This window comes from Acinetobacter sp. V102_4 (assembly GCF_031799005.1).
Classification (GTDB): domain Bacteria; phylum Pseudomonadota; class Gammaproteobacteria; order Pseudomonadales; family Moraxellaceae; genus Acinetobacter; species Acinetobacter calcoaceticus.
Map to the genome: position 1 here is coordinate 227,073 of NZ_JAVQNR010000051.1, position 15,976 is coordinate 243,048.

General features: G+C 39.4%; 15 protein-coding genes. 6 read left to right on the plus strand and 9 right to left on the minus strand.

Features of this window, described 5'->3' with window-relative positions; genetic code table 11:
- Window position 1 precedes the first annotated feature (1 nt).
- The 3 genes from modB to RMB13_RS16830 all read right to left on the minus strand — a co-directional run bounded on the left by modB (window position 2) and on the right by RMB13_RS16830 (window position 2,315).
- Entirely contained in the window at window positions 2-694 is a 693-nt protein-coding gene (modB, locus tag RMB13_RS16820) for a molybdate ABC transporter permease subunit (protein WP_311085851.1), read from the minus strand.
- Window positions 691-1,476 (minus strand): molybdate ABC transporter substrate-binding protein, encoded by a 786-nt coding sequence (gene modA, locus RMB13_RS16825; protein ID WP_311085852.1) that lies wholly within the window; start codon window positions 1,474-1,476, stop codon window positions 691-693. The genes modB and modA overlap by 4 nt, the downstream gene beginning before the upstream one ends.
- Before the next feature lie 488 nt (window positions 1,477-1,964).
- The gene (locus RMB13_RS16830; protein ID WP_311085853.1) at window positions 1,965-2,315 is read right to left on the minus strand and encodes a LysR family transcriptional regulator; all 351 of its coding nucleotides are present in this window, start codon (window positions 2,313-2,315) and stop codon (window positions 1,965-1,967) included.
- Between the two features lie 225 nt (window positions 2,316-2,540).
- Here RMB13_RS16830 and antA point away from each other — a divergent pair, with 225 nt between their 5' ends.
- The 4 genes from antA to RMB13_RS16850 all read left to right on the plus strand — a co-directional run bounded on the left by antA (window position 2,541) and on the right by RMB13_RS16850 (window position 7,007).
- On the plus strand, window positions 2,541-3,956 hold the full coding sequence (antA, locus tag RMB13_RS16835) for an anthranilate 1,2-dioxygenase large subunit (RefSeq protein WP_056479954.1): 1,416 nt from the start codon (window positions 2,541-2,543) through the stop codon (window positions 3,954-3,956).
- Between the two features lie 2 nt (window positions 3,957-3,958).
- Window positions 3,959-4,450 (plus strand): anthranilate 1,2-dioxygenase small subunit, encoded by a 492-nt coding sequence (gene antB, locus RMB13_RS16840; protein ID WP_003651713.1) that lies wholly within the window; start codon window positions 3,959-3,961, stop codon window positions 4,448-4,450.
- Between the two features lie 5 nt (window positions 4,451-4,455).
- Window positions 4,456-5,490 carry an anthranilate 1,2-dioxygenase electron transfer component AntC gene (antC, locus tag RMB13_RS16845; RefSeq protein WP_311085854.1) on the plus strand — a complete coding sequence of 345 codons (1,035 nt, stop codon included), beginning with the start codon at window positions 4,456-4,458 and terminating at the stop codon, window positions 5,488-5,490.
- Window positions 5,491-5,954: 464 nt separating this feature from the next.
- The gene (locus RMB13_RS16850; RefSeq protein WP_311085855.1) at window positions 5,955-7,007 is read left to right on the plus strand and encodes an AraC family transcriptional regulator; all 1,053 of its coding nucleotides are present in this window, start codon (window positions 5,955-5,957) and stop codon (window positions 7,005-7,007) included.
- A gap of 67 nt (window positions 7,008-7,074) precedes the next feature.
- Here the strand turns inward: RMB13_RS16850 and RMB13_RS16855 are convergent, their stop codons facing one another.
- The 5 genes from RMB13_RS16855 to RMB13_RS16875 are packed head-to-tail and all read right to left on the minus strand — an operon-like array spanning window position 7,075 to window position 11,965.
- On the minus strand, window positions 7,075-8,022 hold the full coding sequence (locus RMB13_RS16855; RefSeq protein WP_311085856.1) for a transporter: 948 nt from the start codon (window positions 8,020-8,022) through the stop codon (window positions 7,075-7,077).
- Window positions 8,023-8,075: 53 nt separating this feature from the next.
- Complete coding sequence (locus tag RMB13_RS16860) at window positions 8,076-8,606, minus strand: flavin reductase family protein (RefSeq protein WP_311085857.1); 531 nt, start codon at window positions 8,604-8,606, stop codon at window positions 8,076-8,078.
- Window positions 8,607-8,634: 28 nt separating this feature from the next.
- Window positions 8,635-9,873, minus strand: coding sequence for a styrene monooxygenase/indole monooxygenase family protein (locus RMB13_RS16865; protein WP_311085858.1), 1,239 nt, complete (start codon window positions 9,871-9,873; stop codon window positions 8,635-8,637).
- A gap of 43 nt (window positions 9,874-9,916) precedes the next feature.
- Window positions 9,917-10,702 carry an SDR family oxidoreductase gene (locus RMB13_RS16870; protein ID WP_311085859.1) on the minus strand — a complete coding sequence of 262 codons (786 nt, stop codon included), beginning with the start codon at window positions 10,700-10,702 and terminating at the stop codon, window positions 9,917-9,919.
- A gap of 12 nt (window positions 10,703-10,714) precedes the next feature.
- Window positions 10,715-11,965 (minus strand): dienelactone hydrolase family protein, encoded by a 1,251-nt coding sequence (locus RMB13_RS16875; protein WP_311085860.1) that lies wholly within the window; start codon window positions 11,963-11,965, stop codon window positions 10,715-10,717.
- Window positions 11,966-12,294: 329 nt separating this feature from the next.
- Between RMB13_RS16875 and RMB13_RS16880 the strand changes: the two genes are divergently transcribed.
- Both RMB13_RS16880 and RMB13_RS16885 read left to right on the plus strand, forming a co-directional pair.
- On the plus strand, window positions 12,295-13,548 hold the full coding sequence (locus RMB13_RS16880; RefSeq protein ID WP_311085861.1) for an OprD family outer membrane porin: 1,254 nt from the start codon (window positions 12,295-12,297) through the stop codon (window positions 13,546-13,548).
- Between the two features lie 17 nt (window positions 13,549-13,565).
- The gene (locus RMB13_RS16885; RefSeq protein ID WP_311085862.1) at window positions 13,566-14,909 is read left to right on the plus strand and encodes an MFS transporter; all 1,344 of its coding nucleotides are present in this window, start codon (window positions 13,566-13,568) and stop codon (window positions 14,907-14,909) included.
- 71 nt (window positions 14,910-14,980) lie between these two features.
- On the opposite strand, the gene RMB13_RS16890 is transcribed toward RMB13_RS16885, so the two are convergent.
- The gene (locus tag RMB13_RS16890) at window positions 14,981-15,967 is read right to left on the minus strand and encodes an AraC family transcriptional regulator (RefSeq protein ID WP_311085863.1); all 987 of its coding nucleotides are present in this window, start codon (window positions 15,965-15,967) and stop codon (window positions 14,981-14,983) included.
- Between the last annotated feature and the right edge of the window lie 9 nt (window positions 15,968-15,976).

The window sequence follows — 15,976 nt, forward strand, 5'->3', positions numbered from 1 at the left end:
ATTACCGCCCTAAGCGCTTTTTTTGATAACGATGAAACCACTGTGCAAACCATAGCGCTAAAAATGCTACGCTTAAAGATAAGATAATCAGCCTTTGAATCGCAGTCTCTGTATCTGGTTGTTGCATCAGGCTATACATGGCCAAAGGTAAGGTTCTTGTTTCATCAGAAATATTACCTACAAAAGTAATAGTGGCCCCAAACTCACCTAAACTACGACAAAAACATAAAATGGCACCAATTAAAATGCCACTGCTGGCAAGTGGCAACGTGACATGAAAAAATGCCCCTAAAGATGAAGCACCTAATGTCTTTGCTGCCATTTCTAAACGTTGATCAACTAACTCAATCGCTAGGCGAATTGATTGCACCAAGAGTGGGAAACCCATCACTGCCGAAGCAAGAACAGCTCCTTTCCAATTAAATGCGAACTCTAATCCTAAAGGTGCTAAATATTGCCCAATAATGCCGCGGTTTCCAAAGACTTGTAATAGCAAATAACCCGGCACAACTGGAGGCAGTACCAATGGTAAAAATACCAATGTTTCAATGAATGACTTACCCCAGAACTCTTTACGTGCCAAAAACCATCCCACACAAATTGCAGGAATAAGGCTGATAATCAGGCAACTTGCTGCAACCTTACAAGAGAGTTGAAGAACGCTGAGCTCTTCTGGGGTTAAAGAAAACATCATGGTTTTGCTGAAGCCAATACACTAAAGCCATATTTTTTAAAAACGACTTTGGCTTGGTTACTTTGTAAAAATTGATAGAACTTTGCTGAGTTCCAATTCTTTTTAACCATCCCTACAGGATAAATAATTGGCGAATGGGTATTTTCTGGAAATACGCCCACCACAGTTACGTCTTTACTAATGGCAGCATCTGTTGCATAAACAATGCCCACCTGACATTCACCACGCGCCACAAAGTTTAGAGCTGCTCGCACATCTTCTGTTTCAACTAATTTTGGCTCAATACGGCTCCACCAACCTAAATTGGTAAATGCTTGTTTAGCATATTTACCTACAGGCACACTTTTGGTATCCCCTGTACAAATCTTCCCTGTAAACACTTTATTTGGATCGGTAGTTTTATCCAATTTAACCTTTAATGATTGCCCTTTCGGGGTAATCAGTACCAATCGATTACCTAATAAATTTAAACGATCATTTGCTGCGACTAATTTTTTATTTTGTAGATAATCCATCCACTGTGTATCAGCTGAAATAAAGATATCGGCTGGTGCCCCAGCTTCAATTTGTTTAGCTAATGTCGATGAGCCTGCATATGAAGTCTTAACTTCTACTTTATTCTGTTTTTCGTAAATTTTTTCTAAATCGTTAATCGCGTTGGTCAAGCTTGCTGCTGCATAAACAGTAACCGATTCAGCCTTTGCACAGAGACTGATTGACAACCCAAGACTTATGATTGAACTGACTATAGCGATTTTTTTTATCTGTATAGGGTTTACCATTGTTTTTCCTTTTTTTATCGATTTATACAGCGATATATATCCTAGAATATAGCGGTATACGTAGATGATGAAAAGCAGAAATCAGTTAAATATTAGAGGACCTAAATGCAGGTAGATGGTGCATTTCTCATTTTAAACTTCATTTTGGTGCAATATGCTGAAAGTTTATCTATCGAGATACTCTATTTTTTTAAACCCATTTTCTTTCAGTGTTGGTTAATAGCTTGATTAGTTTTATGGTCATCACCATGCCAAGAAGCACATAGCGATGACCATAAAGATCTGTAAACAGATCAGTCGTTTATGCCAGCCACTTTTTTAGATACACAATAAAAAACGCCTATTCCCGACCATCTTTTACGATAGTACAGAATAGACGCCATTGTCTGTGTAACTGAAAATTGCAGCAGTGCTTTTTCAGCGCGCACTTTTTATTAAGCAAAAGCTATACCAAATTAAAAGATTCAGTCACTATAAAATCTTTTAATTTAGCTTTTTAAATAGCTACTCATAATTTGATAATCATGTTCTAAGGCTTGTCGAGCATTGATTTCCATTTGTCGGTATTGTTGTAATACTTTCTGCCCCAAAGCTGTAACGGCTGCCCCACCACCATGTGTTCCACCCGTTTGAGTTTCAACTAAAGCCGTTTCAAAGCACTGATTCATGGTGTCTACCAACTGCCATGCACGGCGGTAGCTCATATTCATAGATTTAGCCGCTTGTGAGATCGAACCAGTTCTCTCAATTGCCTCAAGTAAATCTGCCTTTCCAGGACCAAATGCAATATTTCGCTCTGAAAGAACTCTGATTTGTAATTTTAATTTGTGTTCTTTCATAGGCTTAACTCACAAGGTTTCACTTTATGCTCTTTAGGATTATAGGGAAGTTTAAGAAGATAAGACACCATACAAATTTAGAATCCTCATTACTCCCTTGAAAATCATTTTATTAAAAAATCAAAACTGCACAAAGTGGATAAAGATCTGGAAAAAACGGATAGAGGTAAAGGCCTAATCGCGGTTCAATCAGTTAAAAGCTGATGAATGAATAGGATTGAGCAAATGACCTCATCTAATTTAAAACAATGGAATGATTTTGTAGATGGATGTATCGACTTCCGTCCTAAAGATGGCGTGTTTCGTATCGCACGCAATATGTTTACCGAGCCTGAGCTGTTTGATTTGGAAATGGAATTCATTTTTGAAAAGGTTTGGATTTATGCATGCCACGAAAGTGAAATTCCAAACAATCATGATTTCCTCACGGTTCAAATTGGTCGTCAGCCGATTATTGTGAGCCGTGATGGTAAAGGCGAATTACACGCCATGGTCAATGCTTGTGAGCATCGCGGCGCGACTTTAACACGTGTTGCAAAAGGCAACCAGTCTACATTTACATGTCCGTTCCACGCATGGTGCTACAAATCAGATGGCCGCTTGGTCAAAGTAAAAGCACCGAGTGAATATTGCGAAGATTTCGATAAATCAAGCCGTGGATTAAAACAAGGCCGTATTGCTAGCTATCGTGGATTTGTATTTGTAAGCCTTGATACACAAGCAACAGATTCACTAGAAGACTTTTTGGGCGATGCAAAATTGTTCCTTGATTTAATGGTTAACCAGTCGCCAACAGGTGAACTCGAAGTATTACAGGGCAAGTCATCTTATACCTTTGCAGGTAACTGGAAGCTACAAAATGAAAATGGCCTAGATGGCTACCATGTCAGCACTGTTCACTATAACTATGTCTCTACAGTTCAACACCGCCAACAAGTAAATGCATCAAAAGGTGAAGAACTCGATACGCTTGACTATAGCAAGTTAGGTGCGGGTGACTCAGAAACTGATGATGGTTGGTTCAGCTTCAAAAATGGCCATAGCGTATTGTTTAGTGATATGCCGAATCCAACAGTTCGTCCGGGTTACAGCACAGTTATGCCGTATATGGTCGAAAAATACGGCGACAAATATGCTGAATGGGCAATGCACCGTTTAAGAAACTTGAACTTGTACCCTAGCCTATTCTTTATGGACCAAATTAGTTCTCAGCTTCGTATTGTTCGTCCAGTGGCATGGAATAAAACTGAAGTCATCAGTCAATGTATTGGTGTTAAAGGTGAATCTGTTGAAGCACGCCGTAACCGTATTCGCCAGTTCGAAGATTTCTTTAACGTATCAGGCCTTGGTACACCAGACGATTTAGTCGAATTCCGTGAACAACAAAAAGGTTTTCAGGCACGACTTGAACGCTGGAGCGATATTTCTCGTGGTTGTCAGTCTTGGGAATATGGAGCGACCAAAAACTCACAAGACTTAGGCATTCAACCTGTCATTACTGGCCGTGAGTTTACCCATGAAGGACTCTATGTAAATCAACATGGACACTGGCAACGTCTAATGCTCGATGGCTTAAATAAGAAAGCGCTGAAAATGCAGGATATTACTTTCGAAAACAATGCCGTAATGGATGAGGTGTAACCATGTCACAAGAACTATATTTTGCTGTATCTCAGTTTTTGTACAAAAAAGCAGAACTTTGTGATGCTTATGACTGGGATGCCTATTTAGAACTTTATGATGAAGATAGTGAATATCATATTCCGCAATGGATTGATGACCATAACTATGTTCAAGATCCAAATCAGGGCTTGTCATATATTTATTACGCAGACCGCACTGGACTCGAAGACCGTGTATTCCGTATTCGTACAGGAAAAGCAGCTTCTGCAACGCCATTACCACGTACGTTACACAGCATGAATAACATTCGAGTTAAAACACTTGATGATGGCCTAATTGAAGCAAAAGTTGCATGGCAAACACTGTATAACCGTCAAGGTCTAGAAGGCTGTTTTTACGGACACGCTACTTATCTTTTACGTCAAACAGCAGATGGTTTCCGCATACGTCGTCAGCACAGCATTTTGCTCAATGACAAGATTGATTCCGTTTTAGACTTCTATCACGTTTAAGGGGAATGAAAATGGGACATTCAGTTGCACTTAACTTTGCCGATGGCAAAACCTTTTTCATTTCGGTAAATAACGACGAATTGTTGCTCGATGCAGCAGTTCGCCAAGGAATTAACCTGCCTCTCGACTGCCGTGAAGGTGTTTGTGGTACCTGTCAGGGACAGTGTGAAACAGGCATTTATGAACAAGAATATGTCGATGAAGATGCATTAAGTGAGCGTGATTTGGCTGAGCGTAAAATGTTGGCTTGCCAGACACGGGTAAAATCGGATGCAGCTTTTTATTTCGATCATGATTCAGCTATTTGCAATGCTGGCGATACTTTAAAAATTGAAACCAAAGTGACTGCAGTTGAGCTGGTTTCTGAAACAACAGCAATCTTACATCTTGATGCAAGCAGCCACGCTGAGCAACTTCAGTTTTTGCCGGGTCAATATGCTCGTTTGCAAATTCCAGATACTGAAGATTGGCGTTCTTATTCTTTTGCAAACAGACCAAACGCAACCAATCAATTGCAATTCTTAATTCGTCTATTGCCAGACGGTGTTATGAGCAATTACTTGCGTGATCGCTGTCAGGTTGGACAAAGCCTATTCATCGAAGCGCCACTTGGTAGTTTCTATTTACGCGAAGTACAGCGACCATTGGTTTTTGTTGCTGGTGGAACAGGATTATCAGCTTTCTTGGGAATGCTTGATAACTTAGTTGAGCAACCAAACTCACCTGCAGTTCAGTTGTACTACGGCGTAAATAATGAAACTGATTTATGTGAACAACAGCGTTTACATGCCTACGCAGAACAGCTTCCAAACTTTAGTTATCACCCGATTGTGGCTAAAGCAACCGAAGCTTGGCAAGGTAAAGCGGGCTATATTCATGAGCACTTAAATAAAGATCAACTGGCTGAGCAAGCTTTTGATATGTATTTATGTGGTCCACCACCGATGATTGAAGCCGTAAAAAATTGGTTAGATGAACAAGCTCTGCAAAACTACCGGATCTACAGCGAGAAGTTTTTACAGAGCAATACATCACGTTGAAAATATAAATAGCTTAAGTGCAAATAATTTAAAAACCACTAAACCTTAAATGATTCAATATACTCTGTAAGGGGTATATTGAATTTTTATTTAAAAAATTAAAAAACCTTTATATTCAACAGTATAAAATAATAAATTCCGACAAAATAAATTGACCAGTTCACTCGGATTTGCTATAAATTTGATAGATCTTAAGGAATAAGATCATGATGAGATTAACTTATAGCACCTTTTATATCCCCCTATTCTATTTCTCGAATTTACTAAATTGATGGATGAAATCCGAATTAAAAATTTGAGAAAATCACATTAATTAGCGGTTAAATTGGTCTGTATTTTGCTTATATCTCATTGTAATTTGCGAGTAACTTAATTTTTTAAGTGCCGTATTTACTTGCTGCCCAGCGAAGTTTTAAGGCTTCTGCAACACAAGTAAATACAGGAGTGAGCCAGAAGGGATATATATGAACCAAGCCAACTCCCCAGAACTCAGTGGACGTCATTTTCATAATGAGTCTATCTTTACTGATCATAATTTGGTGTTTGATCATCACGATTTAAGCGAAACCTGCCGAAATGTAGGGCAAATTTTTAAACCGCATGATCTTAAAATCTCTCAACAGAAGCGTGATTTCAGTGCAACTATGCACCATGTTAAAACAGGTGCCTTGTCTATTAGCCGCCTTGAATATGGTGCGGATGTCATTATTGAACCAGATCATCTTGATAACTTTTACTTAATTCAAATTCCAACTCAAGGCTATGCAGAAATCGAGTTTGGTTCGCAAAAGTTTATTTCTTATTCTCAAGTTGCCTCTCTTATTTCTCCTCAGCAATCTTTACGTATGCGCTGGCATGCGAACTCACCGCAGCTCATTCTAAAAGTTTCAAAGGATGATTTTACTTATCATTGCCGTCAGCACATTGCCGATTCAGATAACAACTTACTCATTTTTGACCCAAAATTAGACTTTTCTACACAAAGTGGAGCCTATTTTTTACAGCTCGTTAGAACCTTGATGGATGCCTTAGCATGCGAGCAACATCCGCTTCATCATCCTCTAGCCTTTAAACAATTTGAGTCAAACCTGTTTAATGCACTGATTTATGGTCAACCTAATAATGCATTACATAAAATTGATCATTATAAAGAAAAAACGGTCTCTCCTTATTTCGTGAAACGCACAGAAGCCTATATTAAAGAACATTTACATGAACCGCTTAATGTCGAAATTTTGGCCGAGCATGCAGGCGTGAGTGTGAGAACCTTATTTACCGGTTTTAAAAATTATTTGGGGACGACCCCAATGTCTTACCTAAAAGAATTACGCTTTGAACAAGCTCATTTAGAGCTCATGCACAATGAAAATCTATCGGTCACAGACGTTGCATTTAAATGGGGATTTAGCCATTTAGGCCGTTTTTCTCAAGAGTACAAACGTCGTTATGGTGAGTTACCCTCTTCTACTCGCCGTTCTGGTCAAAGTGAAGGCTTAATTACTTCAATTTTTTCTTAAACTAAAAATAGATAAGAGCCTTTTATATTGATTCATATAAAAGGCTTTTTTATAAATTGTTTATAGATTAGAAATGGTGAACATAGCGAACTTGCAGTCGTGTTCCCTCTGGGCGGTTTTTAGCATCTTGCTCAAAATAAGCATTTGCGACCAAATGATCATTTTTAGAAAAGCTATACATTGCACCTGGGCCAATTGCCCAGACTTGCTCACGTCTACCTTTGACTTTTTCACCATCAACTTCGGTGTCGGTGATTTGTTTTAGCCAATAGCCATTTAGTCCCAAACGGAACTGTTCAGTAATAGCATAGTCCGTTGCGAAGTTTGCATGAAGAGCTTGTCCTGCCTGCATATCATTTGCTCCAGCAAACGCATAGCTTGGGTCATCATTTTTAAAGTTATAGAGATAATGAATACGCGTTGAAGCTGTCCACTTTGGATTAAACCAATATGTTGCAGCCCAATAAGGATCAAATGAAACGGCGTTATTACTTGGATTAATATCTTTTTGTTGATCGTATTCGCCAGTAGGTAAATTTACCTGAAACTCAAAACGATGTACAAACTTCGGCCCTTGTGCGCCCATAACTGGATCGAACTGAATAAACGGCCCAATCATAATGTCCCCAAAGCCACTTTGGGCTTTAATTGCAGCATTATTCAAACCATCATCCATGTCCATTTTGCTGACAAAGGGAATTAAAAAATTCATGCCGAGACTGGCTTTATCTTTTACTCGGACATTCGATAAATAACTAATCTGTTCAACCAGTACTTGATAATTTAAATCTGTTTTAGGCAAACCTAATTTTTGTCCATTGGCATCGACCAGTTTATTGCTATCGTAATTTTGAAAGTAAGTTTGAGCATACCAGCCGGGCCCTGCTGGTAATCCGCCATCGAGAAAGCTGGTCATGCCTAAGTTTACGGTCGGTAAATCATAGGCATGTGTAACCAAGGGCAAACCCAACAATGTCCCTGCTAAAAAGCCATGTTTAATTAAAGTGCTTTTCATCTTCTTATTTCCTATAAAAAAATCACGACCGGATTGATCGTGATTGTGGTGAATTAATGTGCTAATTCTGGATGCTCAGCGGCAATCCGATACTTTCCTGCGTGGAATACCAATGGTTCACCTTGGCGTTGTTGGTATTGTTCAATTTGACCAATAAAAATCAAATGATCCCCACCTTCATACTGATTTACATTGCGGCAAACCAAGGTTGCGAGTGCATCGGTCAAAATTGGAACACCAGCATTACATTGTTGATGTGCAACGCCTGCAAATTTATCTTTAGCACCTCGAGCGAAATGTCCGGATAACTGATGATGCTCTTGTGCCAACATGTGAATGGCAAAATATTCAGCTTCTACAAAATCAGACAAACTTGGAGCTGTTTTTGAAAGGCTCCATAAAATTAATGGTGGATCTAAAGACAATGAGGAAAAAGAGTTTGCTGTCATTCCTATTTTGCGACCATCTTTACCACGGGTTGTAATCACGGTAACGCCAGTTGCGAACTGTCCAAGTAAATTACGGATCTCTCTTGGGTTTTCAGCATTGATGGTTTGTAAACCTTGAGTTTCAATTGTATCCATTTTCATATCTCCCTTTGATGTTTTGCCCTTAAGCCACTTTTGCTGTGGTTTTTAAAGCCATGAATGCTTGAGCCTGATCCGCATCAAACCACCAAGGGGCGAAAGCACGTGGGTCATCAAAGTTATTGGCCATAACTGAAGCAATGCTCTGGTTTTGGCTTGCCGCTGCCAATAGCTCAACCACATGGGGTTGTGGCGGTACGAGCAAGCTATTGGTCCAAGCCACGACTTTTTCTGCATAAGCCCAATAACGCTCAAAAGTTTGAACCATCCATTGTTCGCTAAAGCTTTGATTATCATTGGCTAAAATGGCATCGAAATAGATCTTGCTACATTTGGCAGCATTGTTTGAACCTTGACCAGTAATTGGATCATTAACCACTAAGGCATCTGCCATACCAAAAATTTGCTTGCCAGAGGGTAATGTCAAAATTGGTTTGCGTACGGTCGGTGGGAAACGTCCTGCCAAATATCCACCTGTATCGGTTAACTCAACATTTGCGCAACGTTCATATTCCCAAGGCACAAATTTCTTGAGTAAGTCCAAACTGCATTGCAGGTGCTGTTCAGGTGTTTTGATATCTTGCCAGCAGTCCATTGGCCCGTTTGGAATACCTTCAAACACCATAATGTCGCAAGGTCCATTAACGGTAAGCGCAGGAAATGAAAAGTACTCGCCAACTTCGGGAATAATATTAAAAGTCACACGTGAATAAGGTGAAATTGGCTTCATGTTTTTGACGTAGGTCAATGCCAAAGCACGTTGAGGCTTATCAAAAACGCTACGTGCATCATCACGCTCAAACTGTTTAACAACTTCACCTTTACCAGCCGCGAGTAATACAAGCTCGTAGTCGTTCGCGAGTTGTTCTAACTCTTCTATACCCACATCTTGAATCACTAATCGACCGCCACGGCGTTCAAACTCTTCCATCCAATATGGCATTTTGACGCGTTGATCGACCGATTGAGCGTAGCGCTCAAGACGAGCACTCCATTCAAATGCTTTACCACCATTTTCAGGGTTAACTAAAGCCAGCCCAATGCCTTCCACTGCTGGACATTGTTCTTCCCAAAAATTTAAACCTAAGTCACGTTCAGTTTGTAAAGCGGTATGAAACATACACTGGCTTGACATGACTTTACCTTGACGGATTTCATCGGCAGTTCGGTTGGTGATCATTGTCACGTCGTAACCTGTATCGAGTAAGCCCAAACCAAGCTGTAAACCAGACTGTCCTGCTCCAACAATTGCAATACGGCGCATAATCTTCTCCATAATTTTCTAAATGTGCTTTTAAAACGCTGTGCTATTCGGCTAAACGTGGAATAGCGGGCTGTGATCCTTCAGGGCCCATCACGGAATATCCACCGTCGACCGCATAATCTGCTCCGGTGACAAAACTCGCAGCGGGTGACAATAAAAACAAAACAACATTGGCGACTTCTTCTGGGTGACCCAATCGGCCTAGCAAGTGATAATCGGCTGCCACACTATCGGCTTTTTCACGGTTATTGCCACTAACTTCTGCAATTACACGAGACCATGTCCAACCCGGTGAAACAGAGTTGACGCGAATGCCATCGCCGGCAAAATCCATTGCCATGCTTTGTGTGAGTTGACGTATTGCGGCTTTTGAAACTGGATATAACCAGCGCCCTGTTTGAGCCACTTTGGCAGAAATGGAAGTAAAGTTAACGATTGAACCTTGCTGCTTTTTTAGGTCATTGTAGAAAGCACGGCTCAGTTCAACTGTAGAGACCAAATTAATATCGAGTGCTTGTAACCAGTCCTGACGTGAAGATTTAAAACCGTCATCTAGGTATGTACATGCTAGGTTGACCAAGTAGCTCACTTCACCTAAATGTTGGTGAATATCCGCTACAGCTTGTTGAATAGCCACATCACTGGTTAAATCGGTTTGAATAAACATCACATCATGGTTAAAGCTTTCCGCAATCGCTTTGCCTTTGGCATCAATATCTAAAATAGCGACATGAGCACCTGCACTAACTAAGGCTTGCACAACGGCTTTACCAATGAGTGTTGCTCCACCGCTCACAACTGCGACTTTTCCTGTTAAATCTATATTCATTGCAGATACTCCTTAATTGACTGGCTTGCCTTCACTACTTGCCCAAGATAGCATCAAGGTATTTGAAGGAAGATCTTCATCAAGAAGTTTTCGCGCTGTTTCAACACCTGCAACTGGTAGTCCCGTCGGATCTAATAAACCAATTTGTACCAGCACCGATGCTTGGTCCCAGTAAATATGCTCATGACAAAGCTTTGAACCTCGAAACTGAATCACACCCAACATTGGAATCTCGACATATTTGCCAGTCGGTTTTACCCCCGGTAATAACCAGTCAATTTCGGCATCGTGGGTAAAGCTCATAATGAACTCGTCCACCACTTGCGTTGAACCAACGGTACGAGAGATCGAGGTGATCTTCATATCTTTCGGGTTTTGATGAACAAAATGATACTGATAAAAACGGGCAAGCTGACTGTGGCCTACACCACCCGTTAAGGTAGGAATATGGTTGACATACGGTTCTGCGACCATCGTTGCCATAGTTGCTGATACATCACGCGTATCAAACTCATGACGAATATGCTCTTCCCATAGCGCAACTAGGTCATATTTCGGCCCAATCGTTTCATGTAGAGCTGTTACTGTGCGCTCATGAGCAAAACGTGCTGAAGGTTTGTGATAATGATTACTTTTTGGACGTGCAAATGCATGATCAACACCTTCGTAAACATAAGCTTGTACATTTGAATATTGGTTGGCTGCATCTACAATCGCTTGTCTCGCATCTGGCGGTGTAAATTGGTCCAGTTCTGCAATATGTAAAACCAAGCGTCCTTTTACGTTGGCTAACTCATCTAACGCTTTTTCAATACCTACACCGTAATAACCTACAGCACATGCCACTTCCGAAAGTCGACAGCCTGCAAGATAAGCAAGCTTTCCACCTAAACAATAGCCCACCACACCGAGGCCTGTAGAGGTGTCACATTCTGGTCGAGTCTTTAAAAAAGATAAGCTGTCTTGAATATCTTCAACACCGAGGTTTTCATCATATTGCTGATAAAGTTCAAAAGCTTTTTGAAAATCTTCTGGTGTATAACTCAGTTCAATATTAGGTGCTACACGCCAAAATAAATCAGGAACTAAAACGGTATAGCCTTCTTCTGCAAGAAATTCTGCTTTTTCTCGCATTGCTGCATTAACCCCAAAAATTTCCTGACAAAGCACTACCCCAGGTCCTTTTCCTGTTTCTGGTGTCGCTAGATACGCACTGAACTGTTTTCCAGATGCAGTTTTAATTTGAACGGTTTGACCAGCCATAGTGTCAACTCCTGACATTGTTATGGCTTTATCTTCTATCCGAATATTTTTTTAGGCTGTCCAAAAGCTGCAAGCACTATCCAATCTCTGCGCAATTATCAAAACTCATCAAACTGAATAAAAATTTAAAAAACAAGAACCATCTATATTTCATAACTTTAAATCAAAAAATGAAATTAATACTTTTTATCTAATTTGGAAAAAATGGATGAAGATTAGGACTTATTGGATAGTGACTACTGGCTAAAAATAGTTCAATCAAAGTCATGTAATTAGTTTGATTACATAAGAAAAGCTCAGTCATTTTTCTAAATTAAGGCACTTTATTTATGCATCGACCAAAGCCAATTTATGGACACAACAAAACGTTAATGCTCATCAACATTTTATGTTGTAGTGCATTTTCTAATCAGGCTTATTCAGCGGATGAAGAATGGAAATTTACATTAAAAAATGCATATATAGATAGAAACTATGACAATTCCGCTGTAAAAGACACGGGTAGCTGGTCGCAATCAGTTTCTCTATTTTACACCTCAAATATGCACGACACGCCGTTAGAAATTGGCGGCACTCCGATTCAAATTGGCGCAAATGCTTCAGCACAATATGCGGTTCGACTAAGCCAAGATAAACACGTTGCAGATACGGTATTACCTTTTGATAAAGCAACTCAGTCCCAAGCACCCGATTATTTAAAATATGGTGCGACCTTAAAGTTAGGCTATAACAAAACGCTACTAAGCATTGGTGAATTATGGCTAGATTTACCCGTAACCACTGTAGATGCAAGTCGTCAGCTACTGACCTCTTATTGGGGAACCAATCTTAAGTCTCAATTGAGCGATAAGCTTTTTGCTGAAATTGGTCGAATTGAAAAAGTATCGCCACGAAATGAAGAAGATTTTCATCGATTTTCTTTTACTTCAAAGGGCGTGACTGGCTACTCTGATGGCCTTAACTACATAGACCTGCGCTATCAAATCACTCCTACTTTGAAAGGCGAATATTACTTCGGAAATATGGAGGATTTATATAATAAACATTATGTGGGAATGGACCACGTATGGAAAAACTCCAATTTTTCGATCAATTCAAAATTCAAATATTTCAATGCCAAAGATAATGGAAATCTTTTCGACATCGATGCGCAAAATGTAGGTTTATTAGAAACGCTCAAAGTAAAAAATCACAGCTTTGGTTTGGGTTATCAGCAAATTATTGGTGAGTCTGCTTACCCGTTACCAGATGGTTTCTTGCCTGAAACTTATTTCATTAACTGGAACACCACTGGCTTCTTCAAACAAGATGAAAAGTCTTATCACTTCATCTATGGCTATGATTTTAAAGATCATGTGCCTGGCTTAAATACGACCTTCAAATATGTATATGGCAATCACTTTAAAACAGTAGATGGCTTAAAAAACAAAGAAAGTGAAGCAAACGTTATTGTCAATTATGCCCTTCAACAGCCTTTTCTCAAAGGTTTAGCCCTTCAATACATCTTTATCAATTACGACGTTAAGCATGGAAACGATTTTTCTGAAAACCGTTTCTTTGTTAATTACAGCAGAAAATTTTAATGAGTTAAGGAATACATATGAAAACGATAGATGCAAATTCGGTAATCAACCGCGAAAAACTGTCCCCATTGCAGTGGATGGTTTTTATCCTAGGATTTTTTGTCTTCTTCTGCGATGGCTTAGACACAGGAATTATTGGTTTTATTGCTCCTGCATTACTGGATGACTGGGGAATTACCAAGCCTCAGCTTGCGCCTGTTTTAAGTGCCGCTTTAGTCGGCATGTCAATCGGTGCCATTATTTCAGGCCCTATGTCCGATAAGTTTGGGCGTAAAGGCGTCATTGTTTTTACGAGCCTTTTGTTTTCGATATTTACGATTTTGTGTGGTTTTGCCGACTCGACCCAAAATTTAATGATTTACCGATTTATTACAGGTGTGGGTTTAGGGGCAGCCATGCCAAACATCAGTACTATTGTCTCTGAATATATGCCTGTAAAACGTAAGGCATTCCTAACAGGATTAGCTGGTTGCGGTTTTATGCTTGGTATTTCTTGTGGCGGTGTGTTGTCAGCTTATCTGTTAGAAAGTTATGGCTGGGCCAAAGTCATTATTATTGGTGGAAGTATTCCCCTAATTTTAGTGGTTGCCTTATTACTTAAATTACCTGAATCAACTCAATATTTAATTACGCGCCAGCAAGAAGATAAAGCACAACGAATTTTAGAAGATATTCAAGGGCATCCATTCCAAGAACCAGTAAAACTTGTCTTAGCCCAAACAGAAACGGCATCAGAGGAAAATCCGGTTAAAATCGTTTTAGGAAAATACCTTTGGGGTTCAAGCATGCTTTGGCTGTGCTGCTTTACCAGCCTATTAGTGTTTTATCTTTTAACAAGCTGGATGCCAACAATTTTAAAAACAGCTGGTTTTAGTACCCAACAATTTAGTTTAATTGCAGCTATTTTCCCTTTTGGTGGTGTAATTGGTGCAACCATTATGGGTTGGTACATGGATAAACTGAACCCAACCACAGTCATTAAATATTCTTATTTAATTGCTTTTGGGCTATTCATTGTCGCAGGCTTAGTCAGTTCAAATATTTTCTTATTGGGTATTACCATTTTCTTAATTGGTGCATTACTTGCTGGTGCTCAATCTTCTTTACTTCCACTTGCAGCTATTTTCTATCCAGCTGTGTGCCGCGCAGTTGGCGTTTCGTGGATGCATGGTATTGGTCGTATCGGTGCAATTTTAGGCGCTTTCTTTGGCTCACTCATTTTCACTTTTAACTTAAGTTTAAGCGGTATATTCTTTATTCTTGCATTACCGACCTTCATTTCATTTATTGCCCTTAGTCTTAAAGTCATTTATGAAAAATCGAAAAGTAAGCAAGTATTGAATCTTGAAAATAGTATTTAAAATATATAGATAAATAAAAAACCTGATTGGGTTAATTCAATCAGGTTTTTATTGCTTAAAAGATTAAATATTTAAAAAATTTTGCCCCTCGTTTCACTTGGTTTTTCACCAAACTCTTCGCGATATTCTTGAGAAAAACGACTTAAATGGTTAAAGCCCCAGTCATATGCAAGCTTAGAAATAGATACTTTTCTATCAGCGCCAGTTGTACTCAAAATCTTATAAATTTGTTGTAGACGATACTTTTTCAAATAGGACATTGGGCTTGTACCGTAGTACTGCTGAAACTCATCGTACAACTTGGATTTTGAAACCCCAGCTAGACGTTGCAAATCTTCTGCACAGATTTCTTCATGGGCGTGTTCAATAATGAAATTCCGCACCTTTCGGATATAGGCTGGTTCATCCTGATGCGAAAGTAACTTTAAACTTTCGGAATAATTATTTTCTTGAGATAAAAGTAAGGCTTTAATTACAAAATTTTCATAGTCTTCAGACAGCATCTGCAAACCATAAAAATTGCTATATTGAGATTTTAACTGTAAAAAATTCTGAATATTTTTCCACCATGCACCAATCAGTTGTTCCGAGTCCAGATGCATTTCTGGATTAAAAATAATGGGTGCATCTATCGGTTTATTCAGTAGATCTGCAAGAACAATTTGCATACTTCGCTCAGGAATAACCACCTGAAATTTTCGGCAATCTTTATCAATAATCAAATCTTGCTGATCGTTATTTGAAACAATAAGTCCTCTGTTTTCATCAGATTGATAATGAGCACCACGAATGTTGAGAGCTTGTCGACCTTGTATAGGCAAACTAATGCTATAAGCTTTTAGATTAGAGATGTTAATGGCAACATTTGCACCATAACTGATTGTGCCAATTGCCATTTTTTTATTAGGCAGACGCATTCCATCATAGTGAAAATCGAGCGTGTCTTTGTAAATTGTGTCTAGACGGTGTTCACCACAAATTGTAGACATCAAATTCTGCGCAAATTCAGCTTTACGTGAATAATGATTGAGTTCCATCTGTTGGCTGAGTGATATCATATCCTTTTC